The 21,832-nt window shown below is 62.1% G+C and carries 23 protein-coding genes; 9 read left to right on the top strand and 14 right to left on the bottom strand.

Going from position 1 to position 21,832, the window contains the following annotated elements; translation table 11 throughout:
• On the bottom strand, positions 1-2,916 hold a 2,916-nt coding region (locus tag FGU65_RS15615; protein ID WP_301665431.1), incomplete at its 3' end, for a right-handed parallel beta-helix repeat-containing protein.
• Positions 2,917-3,264: 348 nt separating this feature from the next.
• Positions 3,265-4,230 (bottom strand): phosphotransferase family protein, encoded by a 966-nt coding sequence (locus tag FGU65_RS15610; RefSeq protein WP_301665430.1) that lies wholly within the window; start codon positions 4,228-4,230, stop codon positions 3,265-3,267.
• 433 nt (positions 4,231-4,663) lie between these two features.
• Here FGU65_RS15610 and FGU65_RS15605 point away from each other — a divergent pair, with 433 nt between their 5' ends.
• The 6 genes from FGU65_RS15605 to FGU65_RS15580 all read left to right on the top strand — a co-directional run bounded on the left by FGU65_RS15605 (position 4,664) and on the right by FGU65_RS15580 (position 7,832).
• The gene (locus tag FGU65_RS15605; RefSeq protein WP_301665429.1) at positions 4,664-4,963 is read left to right on the top strand and encodes a hypothetical protein; all 300 of its coding nucleotides are present in this window, start codon (positions 4,664-4,666) and stop codon (positions 4,961-4,963) included.
• 139 nt (positions 4,964-5,102) lie between these two features.
• Positions 5,103-5,657, top strand: coding sequence for a hypothetical protein (locus tag FGU65_RS15600; RefSeq protein WP_301665428.1), 555 nt, complete (start codon positions 5,103-5,105; stop codon positions 5,655-5,657).
• Complete coding sequence (locus FGU65_RS15595; protein ID WP_301665427.1) at positions 5,654-6,328, top strand: hypothetical protein; 675 nt, start codon at positions 5,654-5,656, stop codon at positions 6,326-6,328. The genes FGU65_RS15600 and FGU65_RS15595 overlap by 4 nt, the downstream gene beginning before the upstream one ends.
• Positions 6,321-6,854 carry a hypothetical protein gene (locus tag FGU65_RS15590; protein WP_301665426.1) on the top strand — a complete coding sequence of 178 codons (534 nt, stop codon included), beginning with the start codon at positions 6,321-6,323 and terminating at the stop codon, positions 6,852-6,854. Before FGU65_RS15595 ends, FGU65_RS15590 begins: the two co-directional genes overlap by 8 nt.
• A gap of 63 nt (positions 6,855-6,917) precedes the next feature.
• The gene (locus tag FGU65_RS15585; protein ID WP_301665425.1) at positions 6,918-7,283 is read left to right on the top strand and encodes a hypothetical protein; all 366 of its coding nucleotides are present in this window, start codon (positions 6,918-6,920) and stop codon (positions 7,281-7,283) included.
• Between the two features lie 396 nt (positions 7,284-7,679).
• Positions 7,680-7,832, top strand: a complete 153-nt coding sequence (locus tag FGU65_RS15580; RefSeq protein WP_301665424.1) for a hypothetical protein — start codon at positions 7,680-7,682, stop codon at positions 7,830-7,832.
• A gap of 247 nt (positions 7,833-8,079) precedes the next feature.
• Here the strand turns inward: FGU65_RS15580 and lon are convergent, their stop codons facing one another.
• The 4 genes from lon to FGU65_RS15560 form a co-directional block, all read right to left on the bottom strand.
• A complete protein-coding gene (lon, locus tag FGU65_RS15575) occupies positions 8,080-10,464 on the bottom strand; it encodes an endopeptidase La (protein WP_301665423.1) in 2,385 nt (794 codons plus the stop codon).
• 55 nt (positions 10,465-10,519) lie between these two features.
• The gene (locus tag FGU65_RS15570) at positions 10,520-10,939 is read right to left on the bottom strand and encodes a MarR family winged helix-turn-helix transcriptional regulator (protein WP_301665422.1); all 420 of its coding nucleotides are present in this window, start codon (positions 10,937-10,939) and stop codon (positions 10,520-10,522) included.
• Positions 10,940-11,104: 165 nt separating this feature from the next.
• Positions 11,105-11,425, bottom strand: a complete 321-nt coding sequence (locus tag FGU65_RS15565) for a YbjQ family protein (protein WP_301665421.1) — start codon at positions 11,423-11,425, stop codon at positions 11,105-11,107.
• A gap of 5 nt (positions 11,426-11,430) precedes the next feature.
• Positions 11,431-11,598: a hypothetical protein gene (locus tag FGU65_RS15560; RefSeq protein WP_301665420.1), complete on the bottom strand. Its 168-nt coding sequence runs from the start codon at positions 11,596-11,598 to the stop codon at positions 11,431-11,433.
• Between the two features lie 136 nt (positions 11,599-11,734).
• Here FGU65_RS15560 and FGU65_RS15555 point away from each other — a divergent pair, with 136 nt between their 5' ends.
• Positions 11,735-12,595, top strand: coding sequence for a sulfide/dihydroorotate dehydrogenase-like FAD/NAD-binding protein (locus FGU65_RS15555; RefSeq protein WP_301665419.1), 861 nt, complete (start codon positions 11,735-11,737; stop codon positions 12,593-12,595).
• Positions 12,588-13,931 carry an NADPH-dependent glutamate synthase gene (gene gltA, locus FGU65_RS15550; RefSeq protein WP_301665418.1) on the top strand — a complete coding sequence of 448 codons (1,344 nt, stop codon included), beginning with the start codon at positions 12,588-12,590 and terminating at the stop codon, positions 13,929-13,931. The genes FGU65_RS15555 and gltA overlap by 8 nt, the downstream gene beginning before the upstream one ends.
• A gap of 45 nt (positions 13,932-13,976) precedes the next feature.
• Here gltA and FGU65_RS15545 read toward each other — a convergent pair whose 3' ends face one another.
• The 7 genes from FGU65_RS15545 to FGU65_RS15515 all read right to left on the bottom strand — a co-directional run bounded on the left by FGU65_RS15545 (position 13,977) and on the right by FGU65_RS15515 (position 19,923).
• Positions 13,977-14,702 carry an alpha/beta fold hydrolase gene (locus FGU65_RS15545; RefSeq protein WP_301665417.1) on the bottom strand — a complete coding sequence of 242 codons (726 nt, stop codon included), beginning with the start codon at positions 14,700-14,702 and terminating at the stop codon, positions 13,977-13,979.
• A gap of 14 nt (positions 14,703-14,716) precedes the next feature.
• On the bottom strand, positions 14,717-15,244 hold the full coding sequence (locus FGU65_RS15540) for a DUF6125 family protein (RefSeq protein ID WP_301665416.1): 528 nt from the start codon (positions 15,242-15,244) through the stop codon (positions 14,717-14,719).
• Positions 15,245-15,270: 26 nt separating this feature from the next.
• Complete coding sequence (locus FGU65_RS15535; protein ID WP_301665415.1) at positions 15,271-15,675, bottom strand: PaaI family thioesterase; 405 nt, start codon at positions 15,673-15,675, stop codon at positions 15,271-15,273.
• Between the two features lie 437 nt (positions 15,676-16,112).
• Entirely contained in the window at positions 16,113-17,477 is a 1,365-nt protein-coding gene (locus FGU65_RS15530) for a PFL family protein (protein ID WP_301665414.1), read from the bottom strand.
• Positions 17,478-17,485: 8 nt separating this feature from the next.
• Entirely contained in the window at positions 17,486-17,758 is a 273-nt protein-coding gene (locus FGU65_RS15525; RefSeq protein ID WP_301665413.1) for an ACT domain-containing protein, read from the bottom strand.
• 128 nt (positions 17,759-17,886) lie between these two features.
• Positions 17,887-18,852 carry an alpha/beta fold hydrolase gene (locus FGU65_RS15520; protein WP_301665412.1) on the bottom strand — a complete coding sequence of 322 codons (966 nt, stop codon included), beginning with the start codon at positions 18,850-18,852 and terminating at the stop codon, positions 17,887-17,889.
• Positions 18,853-18,969: 117 nt separating this feature from the next.
• Positions 18,970-19,923: an alpha/beta fold hydrolase gene (locus FGU65_RS15515; protein ID WP_301665411.1), complete on the bottom strand. Its 954-nt coding sequence runs from the start codon at positions 19,921-19,923 to the stop codon at positions 18,970-18,972.
• A 201-nt stretch (positions 19,924-20,124) separates the two neighbouring features.
• Here FGU65_RS15515 and FGU65_RS15510 point away from each other — a divergent pair, with 201 nt between their 5' ends.
• Entirely contained in the window at positions 20,125-21,534 is a 1,410-nt protein-coding gene (locus FGU65_RS15510) for an MFS transporter (RefSeq protein WP_301665410.1), read from the top strand.
• Here the strand turns inward: FGU65_RS15510 and FGU65_RS15505 are convergent.
• On the bottom strand, positions 21,524-21,832 hold a 309-nt coding region (locus tag FGU65_RS15505), incomplete at its 5' end, for an Orn/Lys/Arg family decarboxylase (protein ID WP_496401172.1). The genes FGU65_RS15510 and FGU65_RS15505 overlap by 11 nt on opposite strands.

The raw sequence follows: 21,832 nt of genomic DNA, 5'->3' as shown, positions 1-21,832 counted from the left end.
AGAGAACCCAATGCCGAGCCCTTCAGGGCGGTAGCCCTCGATGTAGCCGAAGCCGGAGGCCAGAGCGCTTCCGGAGACGTTGTTCTGCGTCATCGTGGAGAGGGCGCGGTCATGGATGCCGAGGCCGATGCCGCCGACAAAGATGTCGCCGCGGGCGTTCTCGAGGAGTTCCTCGGTCACGGCGACGACCGTCCCGCTGGCGATGCCCTCCGCGGCAACGGCGTTATCCGTAACGGTGGCCTTCCTGGTGACGATGCCCCGGGCGATTGCCAGTGCATAGGTCTCGCTTCTCACTTCCAGGGCAGATAGCTCCTCCGCTACTGCAGTGGCGTTCTCCACACGGGAGAGAACGTCAACGGTGTTACCGGAGATCTCCGCCCGGGGAGCGCGGATACCGACGCCGGCGGCCCTGCCCTCGATGAGTGCCCCGACTCTCCCGGCAGTACCCTCCGCGACTGCGGTCGGCGCGAGAAGGGAGAGAATCTCCACGGTGTTGCCGGAGACTTCGTTCACCGAGTCCTGGTCTACATCGCGGATCGTGATCCCGACCGCACGGGTGGTCAACCGGGAGCGGGCAATGTCCATCCCGTCCTGCCCCCCCTTACGGGCGGCAACGGTTTCGCCCTCACCCAGAGCGGCGACGGTTACGACGTTATCGCTGATCTCGTTCCCGGGCGCGAGTCCGATGATACCGTGTGCGGTGGTGCGCATCTGCGACTGGCTCCGCACGTCGGCCGCCACGGCCGGCGTGATCTCTCCCTCTGCGGATCCGGCGCCGATACTGCTGGCTGCAGCCACGGTCACGTTGTTCCCGCTGATCCATGCTTCGCTGCCGGAGGGGCCGATGATCCCGAACCCTGCTGCGGTATCGCGGACATCCGTCAGGGCATCTTCAGCGACGACTTCATGGACCGCGATGTCCGTGACGCTCGATGCGATCCCCACGTCAACGATATTGTCGAAGATCCCGGTATCGGCATCCGTGCCGGCGTAGATGCCGGCCGAGAGTGCGGTCGTGCGCGTACGGGCGAGCGCGGTCTCGTTCAGGCTATCCCAGAGTTCCTCTGCGTATGTGCCCTCCTCATCGAGCGACGCCGCAAAAGCGTTCATCTCCGTCTCGTCCTCGGCCGTCTCGTCGTCGAGAACCCCCATCAGGCCGCCGCTCTCCGCACTGACTGCCTGAGAGACGGCCAGGGAGGCTTGCGTGCTCTCGATTGCAATGGCGTTATCGGAGACCTCCGCATCCTCTGCGTCGCTGAGCAGCACACCGAAGACCTGGCTGACGAGGTTCGTGCAGGCGACGCTGCTGTTGCCACCGATGGCGACACTCCCGCCTCCTGTCCTGAATTCGGCCTCGATCGTGTTGCCGGACGCGACGGCGTCCGCGGCATTCCGGATCAGCAGGCCGGCCGCCATGACCCCGCCGTTGACCTCGCTCACGTTTCTGGCGACGTTCAGCGAGAGGAATTGAGCTTTGGTCTCAATCTCGTTATCAGTAACCCACGCTTCGTTGCTTCCATCGACGTGGAGAGCGATTGCTCCCGTCCAGCCTTCGACGCTCTGGCCGGTGAGATCGGCATGCACCGCTGCAGCGGTCGAGGCGAGTCTGGAGTCTTCCGAACCGAGGATGAGCGGGTTCATCCCGGCCAGCAGGGTTATGTCGACGCAGACCTCGTTTCCGGCGACCTCCGACTGATAGCAGGTATCGACGAAGATGCCCTCGATACCGGCCTCAAGGCTGCCGGCATCCCCGCCGCCGATGTATGCGGTATAGTCGACGATGTTCTCCAGCACCTGCGCTTTTTCGGAATAGTGCACACCGATGCCGCAGGTAGTGGCGTGGACCTGACCGACAGTGTTGGCGCGGACGAGGATGATGATCTCGTTTCCAATGACCCGGCCTTTCGGGACACTGTACAGCCCGATACCCCACGGATTCGCAGCAAGTCCGGTGGCCTCCAGAATGATGCAGTTGCCTTCGATGAGCGACAGCTCACCCATCGCCATAATTCCCTCGCCGAGGGCGTCGTCGGTGGCGTTGCTCGTGATTTCAATGATGTTCTCCGTTATCTCAATGGATTCGCCGTCAGACTGGATTCCGCGAGGGAATGCCTGGCAGAAGATCTGCTCGTCGGACCCGCCAAGGCACGTCGCAGCGACCCCGATCGAGTTCCCATCGACTATCAGGCCGGTCCCCGTCGCGACAATGCCGTAGGGCTCGCAGTATACGGCATCCGTCGAAAGAGCGGGCACGGTCTCATGCCCGGCGGCCTGGTCCCACGGGGCGGCCGCGGGATCGTGCAGTGCCGTAATATCCGAAGGCGCATCCGCGTTCCTCGCGGCGTCGACGCTGACCGTGTTATTCGAGACTTCGGAGCTTTCCACATACGAGGCGATGATGCCTGCCGCTTTGGGCAGATCGGACGTTACTGTGACGTTGTTGTCGGCGACGAGATGGCCTGTACCTTCTTTCAGGTAGATCCCGGCAGGAATCTCGGGTGTAGTCTCGTCGGAGACGACCGTGACGGTGGTATTCCGGATCGTCAGGTTGTTGACCCGGTCACCGGCGATCCCATAGGTGGTGGCGTTGGTCACGGTGAAACTGGCGATGAAGACGCCGTCCGCCTCAATGAGAATGCCGATACCCCGGCCCATTGCGTCGATGACGGCGCCTCTGTCGGTTCCGAGGAAAACGGTCTGATGTACCGTCAGGTTCTCTGTGTACGTCCCTGCGTCGACGGCGACGATGCCGCCGGCGGCAACGGTGTCGACTGCTTTCTGAATACTGGAGAAGTTCAGGACGCCGTAGTCGGGCGTCGTTTCGTCATACGTTGCATTCACTCTGACCGCGGTGGGCGCCGCCTCTTCCGCCGCCGCCGGCACGGCCAGCAGTCCGACGAAGATCAGAATGATCATTGACCGGAAGAGAATGTTTGTGGGGATTTTTCCCCGGTTCTGCATGCTATCCATAGCAATCACAAAAGGTGTCGTATAGACGAGATATGCACGAAGATCAGATTTAAGCCGATCGAAACGAATCCGCGATTGAAAACGGAGTATCGGAAAAATAAGTGACAATACATGGAGATATCGGAAAAATTCGTGTTTTTGTGGTTTTTCCACAGCGGCTGAGTGGCCGGTTCCCGCGGTGCACCCTGTTCCGGCTCTGAGCGGGGGAGAAGTGGCGGGACGGCGGGACTTTGCCGCTGACCTGCACGGCGTATGGGAGCTCGTCGCTCCCGGCGGTGGATGTGCGAACCTGAACTACTCATCCCGGCTTTCTCTGAATTCGTGATACCAGAGAGGCACATCCGAGTCGAAACCGTCGTGGTCACGCCAGATCGTTTGGACTGTCTTCTGCGATCGTTCGACCTCGCCCGCGGCCCCGGTGCGGATCGCGTAGCGGTGCGACCAGACGGTGTCCGCAACGACGCCCATCGCGACGTATAACGAATATTTCTTCCAGAAATCGTTCGGGACATTTCCCCCGGTATACCCGTCGATCTGCCCGACAGAGAACGGGATACTGACGTTCCGCGAAAAGAACGCTGTCTTGTAAAAGTCGTGGATCGGGTCGCCCCAGTCGTAGCGGTTGAAATCGATCACGCCGCTAAGCGATCCGTCACGGACAATGATGTTGCCGGGATGATAATCGTCGTGTTGAAACGCTGCTTCGACGTTTTTCATGAGATCCATGCCCGATTCGACGTACGTTTGGATTGCATCCAGGTCAACGCCTTCCGGTTTCGCGCCGCATTCCGCAAGCGACCGGAGATAGTACGCGTGTTTCTGCGTTTTCGTCTCGTACCACCCCGGATACCATGCAGGCGCCTTCATGGCATGCATCTTCTTCAGTTCTTCTCCGGCGGCGACGCCGATCGCATACTGGACGTCGCCGGGAAGGTCCGGCAGACATTTTTCCGCAGCCGTGCCCTCGATGAAGCGCAAGATCATGAAACAGAGGCGATTCTCTTTCGAAACGCCGAAGTACTCTGCCTCCGGGATTTTGTCCGAATAGTGCCCGAGGTCCCGGATGACGTCGAACTCGGCCTGTTTTCTCCGGACGATCGCTTCATCGGCCGGCTTGGTGATCCGCAGAAGGAGTCTTTCCCCGCCCTGCAGGCCGAGGACGTACTTTCGCTCGTCGGAGTAACCTTCCCGGATCTCCTCCGCGTGCAGAAATCCGGTGATCTCATGCACTTCTTTCCGTATTCTTTCGAATGGTTCCATGGCTTTCTCCGTCGTCGGGTATCGGGGCAGTCTGCAGTAGCATAGTCCGCGGCGGTGCATAAAGGAGTGAGCCCTTCGGAGGCAGCGCTTCGGGTTTCACTCTTCGCCGGGGGGGAGAGCGGCGGTTTGAAGCAATGCGGAACCGATCGGGTGCACGCTCCGATGTGTCCTGGAAGCAAATGGGATCGAAACGGCTCGACGCGGAGACGATTCCCACAGAAATCGTTTATAGCAGAACGGCGAGATCTCCTGCGTGGAGTATCGGTTCGGACATTTCATAGGGTGCGTCTGCTCATCCGGCGTTCACACCCGGATGCCACGCTCTGCATGTCCGGAGGGGTCATGAAGCGCAAAGCCGCTCCGCCGTGCTTCCGTGAACCCTGACAAGAGAGGGGAGAACGTGAAGGCAAACGGATTGAGGCGAGTATCACGTATGCTTCTGCTGATGTTCCTGCTGTGCGGTATTCTGGTGTCGCCGGTGAACGCTGCCGAAGTGAACGGATCGCAGGGGCCGGATTACAAAGATAATTCAGAAAGACCTGTCGCAGAGACCGGCAGGGTAGCGGAGCTCGACTGGCCCGCAACAGGAGATACGGTGACGTATTCCGGGCCAAAGTCCGCGTTCAGCGTGGCCTATAAACCCGTTCTTCTGTGGTACGCGTTTTGGGCTTTAGTCGTGCTCTCGGTGGGGTACTACGTCGTTCGAAAGTATCGCAGGAAGGGTGAACCGTAATGCACGGGAAGCGGTTTGCAGGAGCGAATAATGAAGGAACCGATGGCAGGCCTATGAAAGAGGGGTTCATAAAAAAATGACCCGAAACAGAACCTCGTTCGCACTTGCCCTCATCACGGCGTAATTCATCGCCCTGCCCGTGATCAGCGAATACGTCCGGCTTGCCCACGGAGGCCAGTTCGTATACAGGATCGGCGACTATGTACCGGTGCTGATCCTCTTCTGCATCGTCTCCCTTGCAGGAACGGTGCTCTTTGCCCGGGCCATGCAGCAGGACGACGGCAGGTGGTGGACGGCGGCGCCCCTCGCAGCCTTGCTGCTGCTGCTCGCCGTCTTCGGGCCGCTGCACCAATCTTCCGACGTCAGCCTGGTTGCGACGATCCTCCTCGCTCCCGCCGTGCTCCTCCTGCTCGCGGCGTTTCCGCTCCGGCAGAGATCGCTCGAATGGTTCGGGGCCATCGAGGCCGGGTCCATCAGTTTCCTCGGCCTTCTCTGGGCATACGGGCTCCTCTTCGCACAGCCTCTCCCGGAGACCGTCAGGGTACACTCGCCGTCGCTCTCCGAGTTCGCCGGCACGGTCTACGTCTACGCCGGGCTTCCCATGCTCGGTGTCCTGCTCCTCGTGCTCGCCCTCCGGTACCGACAACATTCCGTAAACGTCGCCCGGACACCTGTCGAAGAGGGGTCGGCGTGAGCCTTCGGGGGTCAGGGTATCGCCCGGCAGTGCTGCTCCTGCTCGTTCTGGCCTTCGCCGGTGCGGCTTCCGCAGCTCCGACCGGTTCGGATACGCCCGGGATCGAAAGACCCCCCATCGAGGAGATCTCAAAAGCCGATATCCTGGCCGGTATCGCGTACATGAACGCACACGATCTCGTCCTCCGGAGGTACGGCACAGCGCCTCCCTTTGAAGATCGGGTGCAGTGGCGCGCCTGGGACGACCGCCTCGCCGAAGTCGTAGCCGCCGCCCGGTGCGATATCGAGCCCTATTTCTACCCGGAAGGGCCGGTTCACAGTTTCGGGCACGGTGCCGACGGCTACGTGCGTATCGCCTTCATCGACAACCGGACACCCGACGCCGCGACGATGGACGAGATCTACGGGCTGCTTGAGAGCCGGGGAGAAGAGATCGGTATCGATGACCTTCCGGTGAAGTTCGTCTCCTCACCGCTCTTCGAGCTCGGTATCCTGAACACGTCACCTTCATCTGAGGCCGCTCGTCGTCTGGCAAATGCGGGGTTCGGCGGCATCGCCGGCCCCGACCCGTTTGCACGGGCGGCGACGGTGCGCACGATCCTGGCATCGTACGGTCTTCTGTCATTGCCTGAGGCGATATCCGCCGGTATCGGGGTGCGGTACTATGGATAGGCGGCTTGTTCTGATCCTGGCCATCGCCCTGGTGCTCTGCCCGTCGATCGGGTGGTACCTCGCCAACGACTCTTTTCACCGGGATACGATATTCCCCGTCGCAAACTCCGCTCCGCCGCCCCGGCCGCTCTTCACCGGAACGGAGGCCGACATCTTTGCCGCGGAGATACAGAAGACGGAGCCCGTCATCATCACCCTCGGCGGGCTCCCTCTCTCGCAGCTCCCCTACTCTCAGGGAGGACGCGGTCCGGGCTACTCCGACCTCGATGCCTTCATCGCTGCCAACACTGGTCCGATGCGAGACCTCTATTTCTATCCCGAAGGGCCGATCATCGGCCTCGGGTACGACAGCGAGATGTACCTCGACGTCAGGCTCCTGATATGCCCGCTGCCCCGGAACCCCGACACCGTGGACGAACTCTATGCGATGCTCGACGAGCGGGCGCAGAGCATGGGGATTGAGAATATTCCCGTCAGGATGAGGGTCCACACCTCTCCGCCGGTGCTGGTACTGCATGGCCAATAGACCATCGGTGATTCCTGCGATGTACTGAAGAAATGAATCAGGTGTACAAAGGTGAACATGATGATGAAGAAAAAGAAAAATATGCTGCGGAGAACCGCCCCCCTCCTTGCAGTCGCGCTCGTGCTCGCGGCAGGGCTGCTCGCGGGCGGCTGTACCGATACGGAACATACCGTCGAGGGCGTCGGAACGGTTGTACGCACCGACGACGGGACGTACGTCATCCGGGCGGAGAACGGCACATGCTATGCTCCCTTCAGCCTGAACGATGAGTGTCGGGTCGACGGTACGGTGGTATACTTCCGCGGAGTTCTTCCGGATGGTGGCAGAGCGCCGGGATCGTCGTGTATTCCTATCGAGATCCGCGATATTGGGACCTATGTGCCGCCCGGAGAAAATGCCACGATCACGCTCGAGAAAGTATGGCCGTGAGACGATCTCTGATGCGGATCCGGTAGACCGGTCTGGTCCTCACCGTTTTCCTCCTTGCTTTCGACATCTGCTGCTACCTTTGGTCCGTGGACTATCCTGCGAGCAGGATCGTTCGGTATGCGGTTCCCGGACAGATTCTGCTGTCTGCCGTTTCGTTATACGCGATCAAGCGCACGACGTGCAGAGAACAAGCGGCGGAGCATCCGGACGCGGACTGCTTCCTCCGGTTGCGGCTCGTTCGGGAGAAAAACGGATCGGAACGGTTCGACGCGGAGACGATTCCCACAGAAATCGTTTATAACAGGACGGCGAGATCTTCTCCGTGGAGTATCGGTTCGGATAGCCCCGAAGCGGACATCCGCGGGCGAACGACGCTTCTCTCAGGAGAGACATAGTATGGCATGGAACCCTCGAAATAATCGCATTCTGCTCGTTATCCTGGCTGTTGCCATCTTCGTGTACGGCCTGATCACCTTTCAGTGGATGCTCATGATCATCGCCATCGTGCTCATCGCACTGGCCTTCGTCGTTCTTGACAGGCTCCGGTGACGTGAAGGCCGGACAGAGCAGCTCGTCGCCGGGCTGGCCGCTCTGAAGGATCAGGTCGCGGCCGCCGGGCGGGATATCCGTGCGATCCGGGAGCACCTCGAGGAGCGGAAACTTCCGTAAGGGTTTTTCCCGGGACGGCGAGCCCGGCAGGCAGCGGGGGAACAATGTCGGTGAACGTGAGAGGAAAGAGTATGAACCACACCCGATCCTGCACCGTCCTCTCAAAAGAAGGGGGCAATCGTGCCGCTCACAGATCGTGTGCAGGCACGCACCGGTTCTTTGCGTAGGTCACGACGGTCCCGGGGAGATCGATGCCGAGCGCCTCTTTTAAGACCTCCTCAACCGTCTCGACCGGCACGAAGGTAAGGTCGCACCGGACGTCCTCAGGCACGTCCGTAAGATCGCGCTCGTTCTCCTTCGGCAGGATGACCTTCCGGATGCCGGCCCGGTGGGCGGCGAGGATCTTTTCCTTGATCCCGCCGACCGGCAGCACGGCGCCGGAGAGCGTCACCTCGCCGGTCATCGCGAGCTTCGGGTCGACCGCCTTGCCGGTGATGAGGGACGCCAGCGCCGTAAAGAGGGTCACGCCCGCAGACGGCCCGTCCTTCGGCGTCGCCCCCGCCGGCACGTGGATGTGGATGTCGCTTGCGATGAAGTCGAACGGCTCTGCGGTCTGTGCGAGGCGAGACCGGATGAGGCTGAGCGATATCTGCGCAGACTCCTTCATCACGTCGCCGAGCTGGCCGGTCAGGGTGAGCTTCCCACGCCCGGGCATGAACGTCCCCTCGATGAAGAGGATGTCTCCGCCGACCGGCGTCCAGGCAAGCCCCGTGACGACGCCGGGAACGTTCTCCCTCCGGGCGACCTCCTGACGGTTCGTCTCGCGTCCGAGGATCTCAGGCAGCATCTCCGCCGTCACCACGTAGGGCAGATCAACCTTCCCGGAGACGACTTTTGCCGAGACGAAGCGTGCGATCCGGGCAATCTGCTTCGTGAGCGCCCTGACGCCCGCCTCGCGGGTGTAGCGCTCGACGATCGTCATCAGCGCCTCGTCCTCGACCGCGAGTTTCTCCGCGTCGAGGCCGTGCTCCTTCAGGACTTTTGGGATCAGGTGGTCCTGCGCGATCGCGAACTTCTCGTTCTGGGTGTAGCCCGAGATCTCGATCAGCTCCAGCCGGTCGAGGAGCGGGGCTGGGATCGTCGCGAGGGAGTTTGCCGTCGCGATGAAGAGCACGTCCGAGAGATCGTAGGGCACCTCCAGGTAGTGGTCGGTAAAGGTGTTGTTCTGCTCCGGGTCGAGGACCTCGAGGAGGGCGCTCGCCGGGTCTCCCGAGTAGGAGACGGCGAGCTTGTCGATCTCGTCGAGGATGAAGACCGGGTTTTTGGCCCCGGCCCGCTTCATGCCCTGGACGATCCTGCCGGGCAGCGCCCCGACGTAGGTCCGCCGGTGCCCCCGGATCTCCGCCTCGTCCCGGACGCCGCCGAGGCTGATCCTGACGTACTCGCGGCCGAGAGCATCTGCGATGCTCTTCCCGAGGCTCGTCTTGCCGGTGCCGGGCGGGCCTGCGAAGAGGAGGATCGAACCCTGCTTCTCCTCTTTGAGCTTCATCACCGCCAGGTGCTGGACGATCCGCTCCTTCACCTTCTCAAGGCCGTTGTGGTTGCTCTCCAGCACCCGCCGGGCCTCCTCAATATCGATGCTCTTCGTCTCCCCGACCGTCCAGGGCAGGTCGAGCAGGAGGTCGAGGTAGTTCCGGATCCCCTGGCTCTCGTGGTGCTGGCTGCCGCCGGTCTCGAGTTTTTTGAGCTCCGAGAGTGCCTTCTTCCGCACCTCGTCCGGCATCGTCGAGCGCTCGATCCGCTCCCGGTAGCCCTCCTCGCCGTCCGAGCCGTCGGCGCCGTTGAGTTCCTCCTGGATCACCTTCAGCTGCTCGCGCAGCATCGCCTCCCGGTTCGCCTTGCTGACCTTGTCCGAGACCTTCCGCGCCACCTCGACCCTGACTTCGAGGCCCTCCTTCAGCGCCGTCAGGATCTCGAGGAACGCGACGTAGCGGTTCCGGACGGAGGCGATCTCGAGGAGCCCCTGCTTCTCTGCAACGCCTATCGGCATGAACGGCATCACGAACCCCATGATCTGGTCGACGGAGCCCATCTTCTCGATCGGCCGGGTGAACTGCTCGGAGCCCTGGAAGTTGCCGCTGATCTCGCGGACGACCTCTTTGACGTCCGCAAGAATCGCGGTGTGGGTCTCTGCGTCGAGATCCCCGACGTCGGGGACCGGCTCGCAGACGGCGTAGATGAGCCCTTCCTTCTCGGTGAGCGTCGCTGCCCTGACCCGGGTCTCGGCCTCGGCAAAGACCAGGTAACCGTCGTCCGTGGGCTGCACCCGCGCAATCTTGAGCAGGTTTCCGCATCGATACAGTGTGTCGACGGAGATCTCCGACGGGTCTATGTCGCTCTGCACGGTCAGCCCGATCGCATCCGCGGATCCGGCAGTGCGCATCTCGGCGAGCAGGCGCTCCCCGACGGTGTCGTCGACCCGGAACTTGGCCCGGCTCTTCGGGTAGATAACGGTCTCGAAGAGCGGCACGACGATCGTTTCCGTGATAGTGTCAGTGTGTGGTGACTGCATGGTGTCCTCAATTATTTCGTTCGAATTTACCTAACTTTCAGGGCGGCCAAAAAAATTATCCGACCTTCTTCAGGATCTCAACAAGGAGATCGACCTCGCTTTCGTCCAGCGAACGTACCATCCGTTCGATGACCCGGTCGAGCGCGTTTCTCTCCGCCTGTGCGATCATCCGCCCTTTCTCGGTCAGGCGGATGTATGCGACTCGTCCGTCGTCGGGGGATCGCTGCCTGTACGCGCACTCCATCCGGACGAACCGGTTGATCATCTCCGTGACGGTGGGCTTTGAGGTCCTGGTAATCTCGGCAAGCCTGCTGAAGGTGACGTCCCCGTGCTCGTCGATGACTTTCAGATAGGCGATCTGCTTCACCGTCATATCCGCGAGCCCGCATTCGGAGAAGATCTCGCAGGAACATTCGTTTTTGACGGCGATCAGGCGATCAAGTACCTCCAGCAGATGCTCTCGCTTCGCCGTCATAGGTGATTCCTGGTTAGTTAGGTTTTACCTAATCATAAAGATTCTGGTCAACCGGGGCACTCCAGCCAGGCTTCGTACGCGTCGGCAGCAGCACCACGATGCTCACATCATCCAAACGATGGATATACTGTCTTGGGTGAGGGGTCGTTCCGCCCTGAAAAAGAGTTACTGGATGGGTGTCAGCTTCACCGCGGTTCCGTAGGCGAGCATCTCTGCCGCACCCGGCATCGTCTCGGACGTCGCGAACCGGACGTTGACGATCGCATCCGCTCCCATCTTCGTCGCGGCGTTCTGCATGCGGTTCATCGCCTCCAGGCGGGACTCGGTGAGCATCTCCGTGTACGCCTGGAGTTCCCCGCCGACGAGGCCCTTGAGGCCGGACATGATGTCCTTTCCGATGTGCTTTGCGCGGACGGTGTTGCCATAGACGACGCCGATGACCGTCGTCGTGTACCCGGGTACGTTCTCTGTCGTTGTAAGAAGCATCGTATCTACTCCTCTGCCTGTTCGATTCGATCCTCCCGCGACCGGAAGACGATCAGCGCCGCTCCGATGCAGACGAGGGGGACAGCGTAGAACAGAAGAAACGGGAAGGCGATCGGGGATATGATCACGCCGAGGATGATCATGCCCGCCCCCCACTTCACCTGGCTCTTCACGCTACCAGTATTGGCGGCGCGGGATAATAATCCCCCAGTATCAGGTTCCCCTCGCCGGCCGTGTCGGCAGGGTGATCAATGCAGTAAAGAGGCAGGACGCACAATAGATACCACACGTTTCATGAGTGAATAAGGAGTGACGCGGTTGTATACGATCAATACGGCGACGGAGATCGCCGACAAAATATTCGAATTCTGGATAGACGCCCCACAGGTGGCGCGCAACGCACGCGCGGGACAGTTCCTGATCCTGCGTATTGATGAAAAGGGCGAGCGGGTTCCGCTCACGATCTCCGCCGTGGACGGCGACGCCGTGCGGGTCGTCTTCATGGCGGTCGGGAAGACGACAGAGCACCTGGCGACGCTTCAGGCCGGCGACACCCTTGCCGACGTCGTCGGGCCGCTCGGCAAGCCGAGCGAGATCCGGGAGTACGGCACCTGCTGTCTCGTCGGCGGCGGTGCCGGGATCGCCTGCACCCCGATCATCGCCCGCGAACTGAAAGCGGCGGGCAATCACGTCATCGGGATCATCGGCTCCCGGAACGCCGACCTCCTCATCCTCGAAGACGAGATGCGGGAGGTCTGCGACGAGCTCTTCATAACCACGGACGACGGCAGCAAGGGGTTCCACGGCTACGCCGCCGACGTCCTCAAGCGCGAGCTCGACCACCGGACGATCGATGCGGTCTGGATCATCGGCCCGGCGATCATGATGAAGGTCACCTCCGCCGCGACCCTGCCCTACGGCGTGAAGACCTTCGTCAGTTTGAACCCGATCATGGTCGACGGCACCGGGATGTGCGGGTCGTGCCGGGTGACCGTCGGCGGGGAGACGAAGTTCGCCTGCGTCGACGGCCCCGAGTTCGATGCACACCAAGTGGACTTTGCCGAGCTGATGCAGCGGCAGCGGATCTACACCGACCAGGAGAAACTGGCGGCCGAGAAGTTTGCCGAGCACGTCTGCCGGTGCGGCGAAGGGGGGCACTGCCATGAGTGACCGCCCTGCCGCGACCCGCGTCCACGACTTCGCCGAGGTCGACCAGGGGCTCACCGCCGAGGAGGCAATCGCCGAGGCGGCACGCTGCCTGCAGTGCAAAAAGCCGCTCTGTGTCGGCGGCTGCCCGGTCTGCATCGACATCCCGGCGTTCATCGCCGAGGTCGCGGAAGGAAACTTCGCGGAGGCCGCCCGGCTCGTCAAGGAGCAGAACATGCTCCCCGCCATCTGCGGCCGGGTCTGTCCGCAGGAGACCCAGTGCGAGGGCGTCTGTATCCTCGGCAAGAAGGAGACGCCGATCCGGATCGGCGCCCTCGAACGGTTCGTCGCCGATTGGGAGCGGGAAAGCGGCGCCACCCTCCCGGAGGTCGCCGCACCGACCGGCAGAAGGGTCGCGGTCGTCGGGTCCGGGCCTGCCGGCATCACCGCCGCCGCGGACCTCGCCCGGGCCGGCCACGCGGTCACCGTCTACGAGTCGCTCCACGAGGCCGGCGGCGTTCTCACCTACGGCATCCCGTCGTTCCGGATGCCGAAAGACGTCGTGAAGGCCGAGATCGAGCAGGTCGTCCGGATGGGCGCCGAGATCAAAAAGAACTACCTGGTTGGCAGAAGCCTCCCCGCCGAGGAACTTCTTGCCTACGACGCGGTCTTCCTGGCGACCGGGGCGGGCCTCCCCTCGTTCATGGGGATCCCGGGCGAAAACCTCCCCGGCGTCTACTCGGCGAACGAGTTCCTGACCCGGGTCAACCTGATGCACGCCGAGAAGTTCCCGGCATTCGACACTCCCGTGAAGCACGCCGCACGCGTGGCGGTTATCGGAGGCGGCAACGTCGCGATGGACGCTGCCCGGGTCGCCCGGAGGCTCGGGGCGAAGGTCTTCCTGATCTACCGCCGCCGCGAGGAGGATATGCCCGCACGGCTGGCGGAAGTCCACCACGCGAAGGAAGAGGGGATCGAGTTCCTCACCTGCACAAATCCGGTCGGGATCATCGGCGACGCTGCCGTCACCGGGCTTGAGTGCGTGAAGATGTCGATGTGCAGCCTCGATGCCAGCGGCCGGCCGTCGCCGGAGCCTGAGACGGGGAGCGAGTTTACCCTCGACGTCGACATGGTGATCCAGGCCATCGGCACGAGCCCGAATCCGCTTCTCGTCTCCCTGATTCCAGGGCTTGAGCGCGGCCGGAAGGGCAACGTCGTCGTCGACGAGGACGGCAGAACGTCCATCCCCCACGTCTTTGCCGGCGGCGACATCGCCACCGGGGCCGCGACGGTGATCGAGGCGATGGGCTCGGCGAAGAAGGCCGCCGCCGGGATCAACCGGATGCTCCGGGAAGCATAGAGCGGCAAAAATCGTTTCTTTTTTCGCAGGGGGCGGCTCTCTGCCCTATAGCTCGCCAGCAATCTCACCGAGCGCCCTGGCGAGGAGGGCGGGATGGGTGACCATCGCGTCGTGGGAGGCGGGGATCGCCCGGCACGGCCAGCCCGCTGCCGTTGCCTCATCGCAGAACTGCCCGAACTTTGGGGCAAGGGGCGACTGCGTGCAGTGGATATACCCTTTCGGGATCTTCTCGTATCCGCCGGAGGTCAGGGAGAGGGCGTCGTGCTGGCACCGGAACGGGAAGTCGGTGAGGTGGGACTGCACCCAGGCGCGGTCGTCGGGGTCGGCGATGCCGAGCGCCGCAACGAATGCGTCGGTGGGGGGGAGGCGCCAGCCGTCGCCACCCTCCTCCGCCGCCTTCGTGTATGCGGCGCGGGTCTTGTCGGGCTGGAAGTCCCACATCGCCGCTCCGTCGCGGCCGATGAAGGCGTCGAGGAAGATGAGCCCGGAGATCCGGTCATATGCCCGGTCGGCAAGCTGCGAGATGACCAGCCCGGAATACGAGTGGCCGACGGCGACGACGCCCGAGAGGTCTTCGCAGAAGATGACGCCCAGGAGGTCGAGGACGTGGGTGGAAAGGCCGGTCTCGCGGGTGAGGAGGTGGGAGCGCTCGCCCATTCCGGTCAGGGTAGGGGCAACGGCCCGGTGCCCCGCAGCTTCGAGGAGAGGCAGAACCCCCCTCCAGCACCAGCCGCCGTGCATCGCCCCGTGGACGAGAAGAAATGTCGCCATGCCGCTTTCTCTCCTCAACTCCCGGAGCCGGCCTCCTTCAGATAAAACCGCCACTTGCAGAAGGTATCTTCAGGATGCGGGTCCGGGGGAGCGAAGAGGCACTCGACAGAGATCCGCTCGTCGATCTGCCGCGCGAAATTCGTGAACTCCGCCCGGTGCATCTCGCGGCAGACGTACTCGCCGAGGCCGCGCCGCAGCCGTGCTTCCTGGCTCGGGCACGAGGGGACGGTGATGATGACCTCGTCGTCCTTCTCTTCGATATCGTAGTCGACGATGATCGCCCAGGGGAAGAGTTTCAGCGCCTTCACGAACCCTTTCAGCCCTTTCTCCCTGATAGCAAACCTCTCGACGAGGTCTTTCGCAGCCATCGGGGCAACCCGGCCCCAGACACGTTCGTTGACCGCTTCCGCGGTCGGCTGGCCGAACTCCTCGGCGATGGAGATGAACCAGAACGCGTCCACCACCCGGTAGTGCCAGAGGAGGAATGCGAGGTACTCTTTCATCTCCTCCGGGGTCATTCTGTCGAATATCTCACTGGTCATGGGGTCACCGTTGCTGCTCGACCGGTTCAGTCGCGCCGGGGCGTCTTGCGGTAGACCATCCCCTGGAAGATGGCGATCTTCTCCGCGGCGTCGTTCGTTATCCTGACGGTGTAGGAGGCCAGTTTCGGGTTTACGGCGTACTCCTCCGCCTCGGCGTAGAGGGGGCCCGTCCGTGCTGCCGTGAGGTAGGAGATCTCGGCGTTGATCGCCGCCGCCGGAATTCCGTGGGAGTTTGAGGCAAGGGCGAAGGCCGTATCCGCGAGGGTGAAGAGCGCCCCGCCGTGAACCGTGCCGTGGCTGTTCAAGTGGTAATCGCGGACCTCCATCTTCACCACCGCCCGGCCGGGTCCGACTTCAACGCACTTCATTCCGTTGTGCCGCGCAAAGGCATCGGCGGCGAAGAACGTAGCCGAATCTTCAGGTGTGACCATAGAGATACTCTCGCGGGCGGCCGTAATAAGCCTGTCAGTCCGTGCCGGTGCGAGTGATGGGAAACCCACCCTCTTCCCGCCCCGAACAACGGGCAGATCGGCGTTCTTTTTCAAATTTTGTGCCTTCATCGAAGGGCGGGTCGGGACGATCGGCATTAACCGGCGTATACCGCCCCGATTCTCAAAAAACGCCAGGATCGGAGACTCACATCGGCGATATGCTGCAGAGTAATTTCCGGGAGGATGCGGAGTATGGCTCTCCCCGGGATCGATCAAGCGAGGGCTTCTGTGAGGGTCGAAATTTTGACATATAGGCCGCGGATTGCTAGTACTTAAACGTTGCTTGACGGCTGCCGTGTTCCACATCCGATATTCCTGCTGTGCATCTGCCCGGATGCCGCCGCGTTCAGGAAAAAAGGGACCGGATCTCCCGCCAATCAGTTCTTAAAGCTGTGAATCGGCGCGGGAATCCGCCCGCCGCGGTTGATGAAGTCCGCGCAGCCGAACCGGTTCACCTGCTGGACCGGTGCACGGCCCAGGAGGCCGCCGAACTCGACCGTGTCGCCGACGTCCTTTCCGATCACCGGGATCAGCCGGACGGCGGTCGTCTTCTGGTTGATCATCCCGATGGCCGCCTCGTCCGCGATGATGCCGGATATCGTCGACGCGGGGGTGTCGCCGGGGATCGCGATCATGTCGAGGCCGACCGAGCAGACGCAGGTCATCGCCTCGAGCTTCTCGAGCGTCAGGGCGCCGCGGTTCACTGCATCGATCATCCCCTGGTCCTCGCTGACCGGGATGAACGCACCCGAAAGCCCGCCGACAAACGAGCTCGCCATAACCCCGCCCTTCTTCACCTGGTCGTTCAGGAGAGCAAGCGCGGCCGTCGTCCCCGGCGCACCGACCGACTCGAGCCCCATCTCCTCGAGGATCGCGGCGACGCTGTCCCCGACGGAGGGCGTCGGGGCAAGCGAGAGATCGACGATACCGAACGGAATCCCGAGCCTCTCCGACGCCTCCTGGGCGACGAGCTGCCCTGCACGGGTGACCTTGAAGGCCGTCTTCTTGACCGCCTCACAGAGGACCTCGAAGTTCTCTCCCCGGACACTCTCGAGGGCGTGCTTGACGACCCCCGGGCCGCTGACGCCCACGTTGATGACCGCATCCGCCTCGGAGACGCCGTGAAACGCCCCGGCCATGAACGGGTTGTCGTCCGGGGCGTTGCAGAGGACGACCAGTTTCGCGCAGCCAAGGGAATTATTCTCCTTCGTCGCCTCGGCCGTCTCCCTGACGATCTCTCCCATCAGTTTCACGGCGTCCATATTGATCCCGGTCTTCGTCGAGCCGATATTCACCGAGCTGCAGACCCGCTCGGTTGCGGAGAGCGCCGCCGGGATCGAGCGGATGAGAGCCTCGTCGGTCGGAGTCATCCCCTTCGAGACGATGGCCGAGTATCCGCCGAGGAAGTTGACCCCCGCATCCCGTGCGGCCTTATCCAGCGTCTTTGCGACCTCTGCGAAATCTTCAGGCGTTCTGCAGGCCTGCCCGCCGACAAGTGCGATGGGGGTTACGGATATTCTCGTGTTGACGATCGGAATCCCATACTCGCGCTCGATCTCTCTTCCGGTCGAGACGAGGTTCTTCGCGAGCCCGGTGATCTTCTCGTAGATATTCCGGGTGAGGGCATCGAGATCGGCGTCGCAGCAGTCGAGAAGGCTGATGCCGAGCGTGATGGTTCTCACGTCGAGCTTCTCCTGCTCGATCATCTTGTTCGTCTCATTGACCTCAAGGATGTTAATCATAAAGCCCCTCAGATCCGGTGCATTTTTGTAAAAATATCCTCGCGCTGGCACCGGATCTTAACGCCGATCGCATCGCCGAGGCTTTCGAGCTCGGTCACCATCTCGACATACGGCTTTGCAGATCCGCTGGTATCGACGATCATCATCATATTGAAGTACCCCTGCACGATCGTCTGCGAAATATCCTCGACGTTGACCTGGTTGCCGGCAAGATACGTGCAGACCCTCGCGATAATGCCCACTGTATCCTTGCCGACGACGGTAATGATTGTCTTGCTCATGCTCTCTGCTATCCCCGTATATTACTGGTTTTCTTCCGGTATTAATCCGATGAAACCGATATCGGGAGTATAAAGGTACCCTTCCCCACCCAAAATGAAGGAGGCGTGGCAGGTTTTCCAGCCGGCTGCTATTCTCTGCAATGCGCTTGCAGAAATCCGACGATCCGTTCCTGCACGTCGTGCGCATGCGGCGAGATCCACGCACAGAAGTGCGAGCCTTCAGGCACCCAGATACTCTCTGCATCCGGGATCGTGTCGCGTGCGTGGACGGCCTGGCAGAAGAGGAGGTTGTCGTGCGTCCCGTGGACGATCAGCGACGGGCACCGGATCGTTTCGATCGGCATATCGGAGAGGTGGGTGAACTGTTCTATATCGTTCTCCACACCCTCCTTCCGCCTCCCATAATCGGACATCAAGCGTATGATCCGGAGGAGCATGCCCATCTGGGCGGGGTCCTGCAACGCCGCTTCGACCTGCTCATCGATCTCTTCGGCCGTAAGCAGGGAGTTTGATCTGATGAGTTCATGCATCGTCTTTTTCGGGAAGTGCTTCGAGAAGAAACTGAACAGCGACTGCCCGGGGGAACTGAAATACAGGGCTTCGCTTACCGCGTTGAAATCGGCCGGCATCCGGCATCTGGAGACGATAGAGTCGATGGCGACCAGTGCGGATATCCGTTCCGGGTGCCGGATGGCGAACTCGTATCCGGGCGGCCCCCCGCCTGACATGGTCACGACAGCAACCGTATCGATATCCAGCGTATCAAGGAGAGCAGCAAACGCGTCTGCCATTTCAGGATAGGTCTTCCCGGTCGAAAGCGGGGTGCCGAGATAGCCCGGGCGGCTCGGGGCGAGCAGCGAAAAGCCGGCACCGGCAATCCAGTCATATCCGAAGAGCGCCTGATCGTACCCGCCGGGCATCCCGTGAAGTCCCAGAACGACCGGCCCGTCCCCGAGGAGGGCGTATTCCATGGTGCCCTTCGCGGTCTCTGCAGTCCGGTTCATCGCGGCCAGTTCGTCCTGCCGGGCGATCTCTTCCTGCAGCCATTGTTTATAGCCGGCACCATAGGCATCGCCGGTGGTATCCTGCGGCATAAAAAAGCATTGCAGCCGGGATGGTTGGCATTTGCTTTTTTCATGCTCTGCCGGGGAAATGGCGCATCCCGTATCGGGATCCCGGCACTCCGGGAAAAATAGGATTGTACCCGGCGATCACTTCGGCATATGCCTCTTCAAAAACTCGAGGGCATACAGCTGCGCCTCTTTTGACTTCGGGTTTATCCAGAAGCAGAGATGGGAGCCTTCCTCGATCCAGATACGTTCCGCATTCTCGATATGCTCGTATGCATAGACGCCGTCGTAGAGCTTCACATCCGCATCGTGCGTGCCGTGGATCACGAGCGTCGGGCACGTGATCTCTTCCACCGGCAGGTGAGAGAGCGTGCGGGTGATCGCCACATCGTTCTCGGTTCCCGCCTTTCGGGGTTTGTAGGGGTACATCGTGTTCATAAAGGCCGTGGCAAACCCGTAGGCGTACGGATCGTTCATCACGAAGTCGAGGTGCTTTTTCATCTGCTCTTTCGTGTAATACGCCTCGCTCCTGAAGATCTCCTTGATGAATGCATCGGGCCTTGCCTTCGTCATCTTCTGCAGGAGTCTCTGCCCGGTATCGGAGAGGAAGATCATCTGCGTCAGCGGCCCGGCGGTCTCAGGGAGGTCGTAATATCCGCTCACCGAATCGGCCGTGATAAGCGCCCAGATACGGTCCGGGTGGCGTATGGCGAAGGTGTACGCAAACGGCCCGCCTGCGGAGATCGAGAAGACCGCGACTCTATCGATGCCGAGTTCGTCGAGGACGGCGGCGAAAAGGTCTGCCTGTTCGTCAAGCGTCTTCCCGCTCTCAAGGGGGGTATTCAGGTATCCCGGGCGGGAGAGCGACAGCAGCCTGAAATCCTTTCCGGCAAAATCGATTGCTGCGCGGCACTGGTCGATGCCGCCGAGGCCGCCGTGGCTTCCCAGCAGGACGGGGCCGTCACCCTCCGTGATATCGATCTCGACCGTTCCTAGCCGGGTCTCGATGATCCTCGGGGAGATGAATACGTCCTTCAGTACTTCGATTCTGCTCTCCCCGGTGTCTTTGCCAGTCTTTTTCACCTTTTGCGCCATTGTGCGTCCCCTCTTTTCCGATACGTTTATTGTTGGCGGGCAGCCGTTTATGTATTTCTGCCTGCGGGCCTCCGGTGCACCGGCGCAGGATGACAGGGGCCGTCTCCTCTCTCCGATCCGGTTTGGGAGCGGCCGTGCACACCGGAACCCTTTTTCCCGTCGCTGCCTGATACTCGTAGAGAAACCGTAAGGATTGCCCCCATGCCCCCGAGTAACGCCGTCCGCAAAGAAACCGTCCTCTTCATCGCCACCCTCGCGGCGTTCCTCACCCCGTTCATGGGCTCCGCCGTGAACATCGCCCTTCCCACCATTGCGGCGGAGTTCTCCATGGATGCCGTCTCCTTGAGCTGGGTCGCCTCCTCCTATCTCCTCGCAACGGCAATGTTCCTGGTGCCCTTCGGCCGCCTCGCCGATATCTACGGGAGGAAGAAGATCTTCACTCTGGGCATCGCCGTCTTTACGGTCTCGGCGCTCCTCTCCGCCCTCGCCGCGTCGGGGACGGAGCTGATCCTCTTCCGGTTCATCGAGGGTATCGGCAGCGCCATGATCTACGGCACCGGCGTCGCCATGATCACCTCCGTCTTTCCGCCCGGCGAACGTGGAAGAGCGCTCGGGATCAACGTCACCGCCGTCTACCTCGGCCTCTCTATCGGCCCGTTCATCGGCGGCTATCTCACCGAGCTCTTCACCTGGCGGAGCATCTTCCTCACCAACATCCCGCTCGGCATCCTCATCGTCGCCCTGGTCTTCCGCGACCTGAAGGCCGAGTGGGCCGACGCCCGGGGCGAGCGGTTCGACCTCGCCGGCTCCGTCTTCTACAGTCTCATGCTGCTTCTGGTGATGTACGGGTTTTCGCGCCTTCCCGGCACCGTGGGAATAGTCGCCGTCCTCGCCGGGGCAGGGGTCTTCGCAGGCTTTCTCCTCCACGAGCGGCGGACGGCGAGCCCGGTGCTCGACATTGCCCTCTTTTCGGCGAACCGCGCCTTCGCCTTCTCGAACCTCGCCGCGCTGATCAACTACGCCGCGACCTTTGCCGTCGGGTTCCTCCTCTCCCTCTACCTGCAGGTGGTCCGGGGGCTCGACCCGGGAACCGCCGGGCTCATCCTGATCACCCAGCCGGTCGTCCAGACGATCTTCGCAACCCCGGCGGGCAGGCTCTCGGACCGGATCGAACCCCGCTACGTCGCTTCGGCAGGGATGGCGCTGACCGTCGTCGGGCTCGCTCTCCTCTCGCGTCTCGACGCGGCGACCGATATCGCGTATATCATCGGCAGCCTCGTGCTGCTCGGGTTCGGGTTCGCGCTCTTTTCGTCGCCGAACACCAACGCGATCATGAGCTCGGTAGAGCGGTCGTGCTACGGCGTCGCCTCCGGCATGCTCGCTACGATGCGGACGACCGGGATGATGTTCAGCCTCGGCGTCGCGACCGTGACCTTTGCGGTCTTCATCGGCAGCACCGCAATCACGCCGGCGGTCGCGCCCCTCTTCCTTGCGAGCCAGCAGGCGGCGTTCGCTGCATTCACCCTCCTCTGCATCGTCGGCGTCTTCGCTTCGCTCGCCCGGGGCAGCGTCCGCGCAGAGCCCCCGGCGCCCTGCCCGGTCAGCGACTGACGTCTTCTTCCTCAATGCAGAAGACCGAGTAGCGGCGCCGTCCGTCCTCCTCCCGGACGACGACCCCGTGCATCTCGTTCTCAAAGCCCGGATACCGGTTGTCGAAATCCTCAGAGAAGGCGAGGTAGTCGGCGATCCGCCGGGCCGCTGCAGTGCACCGCTCCCCCGGCATGATCACCGGGATACCGGGCGGGTAGGGGACGACCATCTTCGCGACAGCCCTGCCCTCGATCGCGCGGACCGGCACCTCCGCAACAGTGCCCCGGACGAGATGGCGGTAGGCCTCGGCCGGCGTCAT

The organism is Methanoculleus frigidifontis, assembly GCF_030464345.1.
Taxonomy (GTDB): Archaea; Halobacteriota; Methanomicrobia; order Methanomicrobiales; family Methanoculleaceae; genus Methanoculleus_A; species Methanoculleus_A frigidifontis.
The sequence above is the reverse complement of the archived record's forward strand: the minus strand, read 5'-3'. Positions and strand labels throughout refer to the sequence as shown.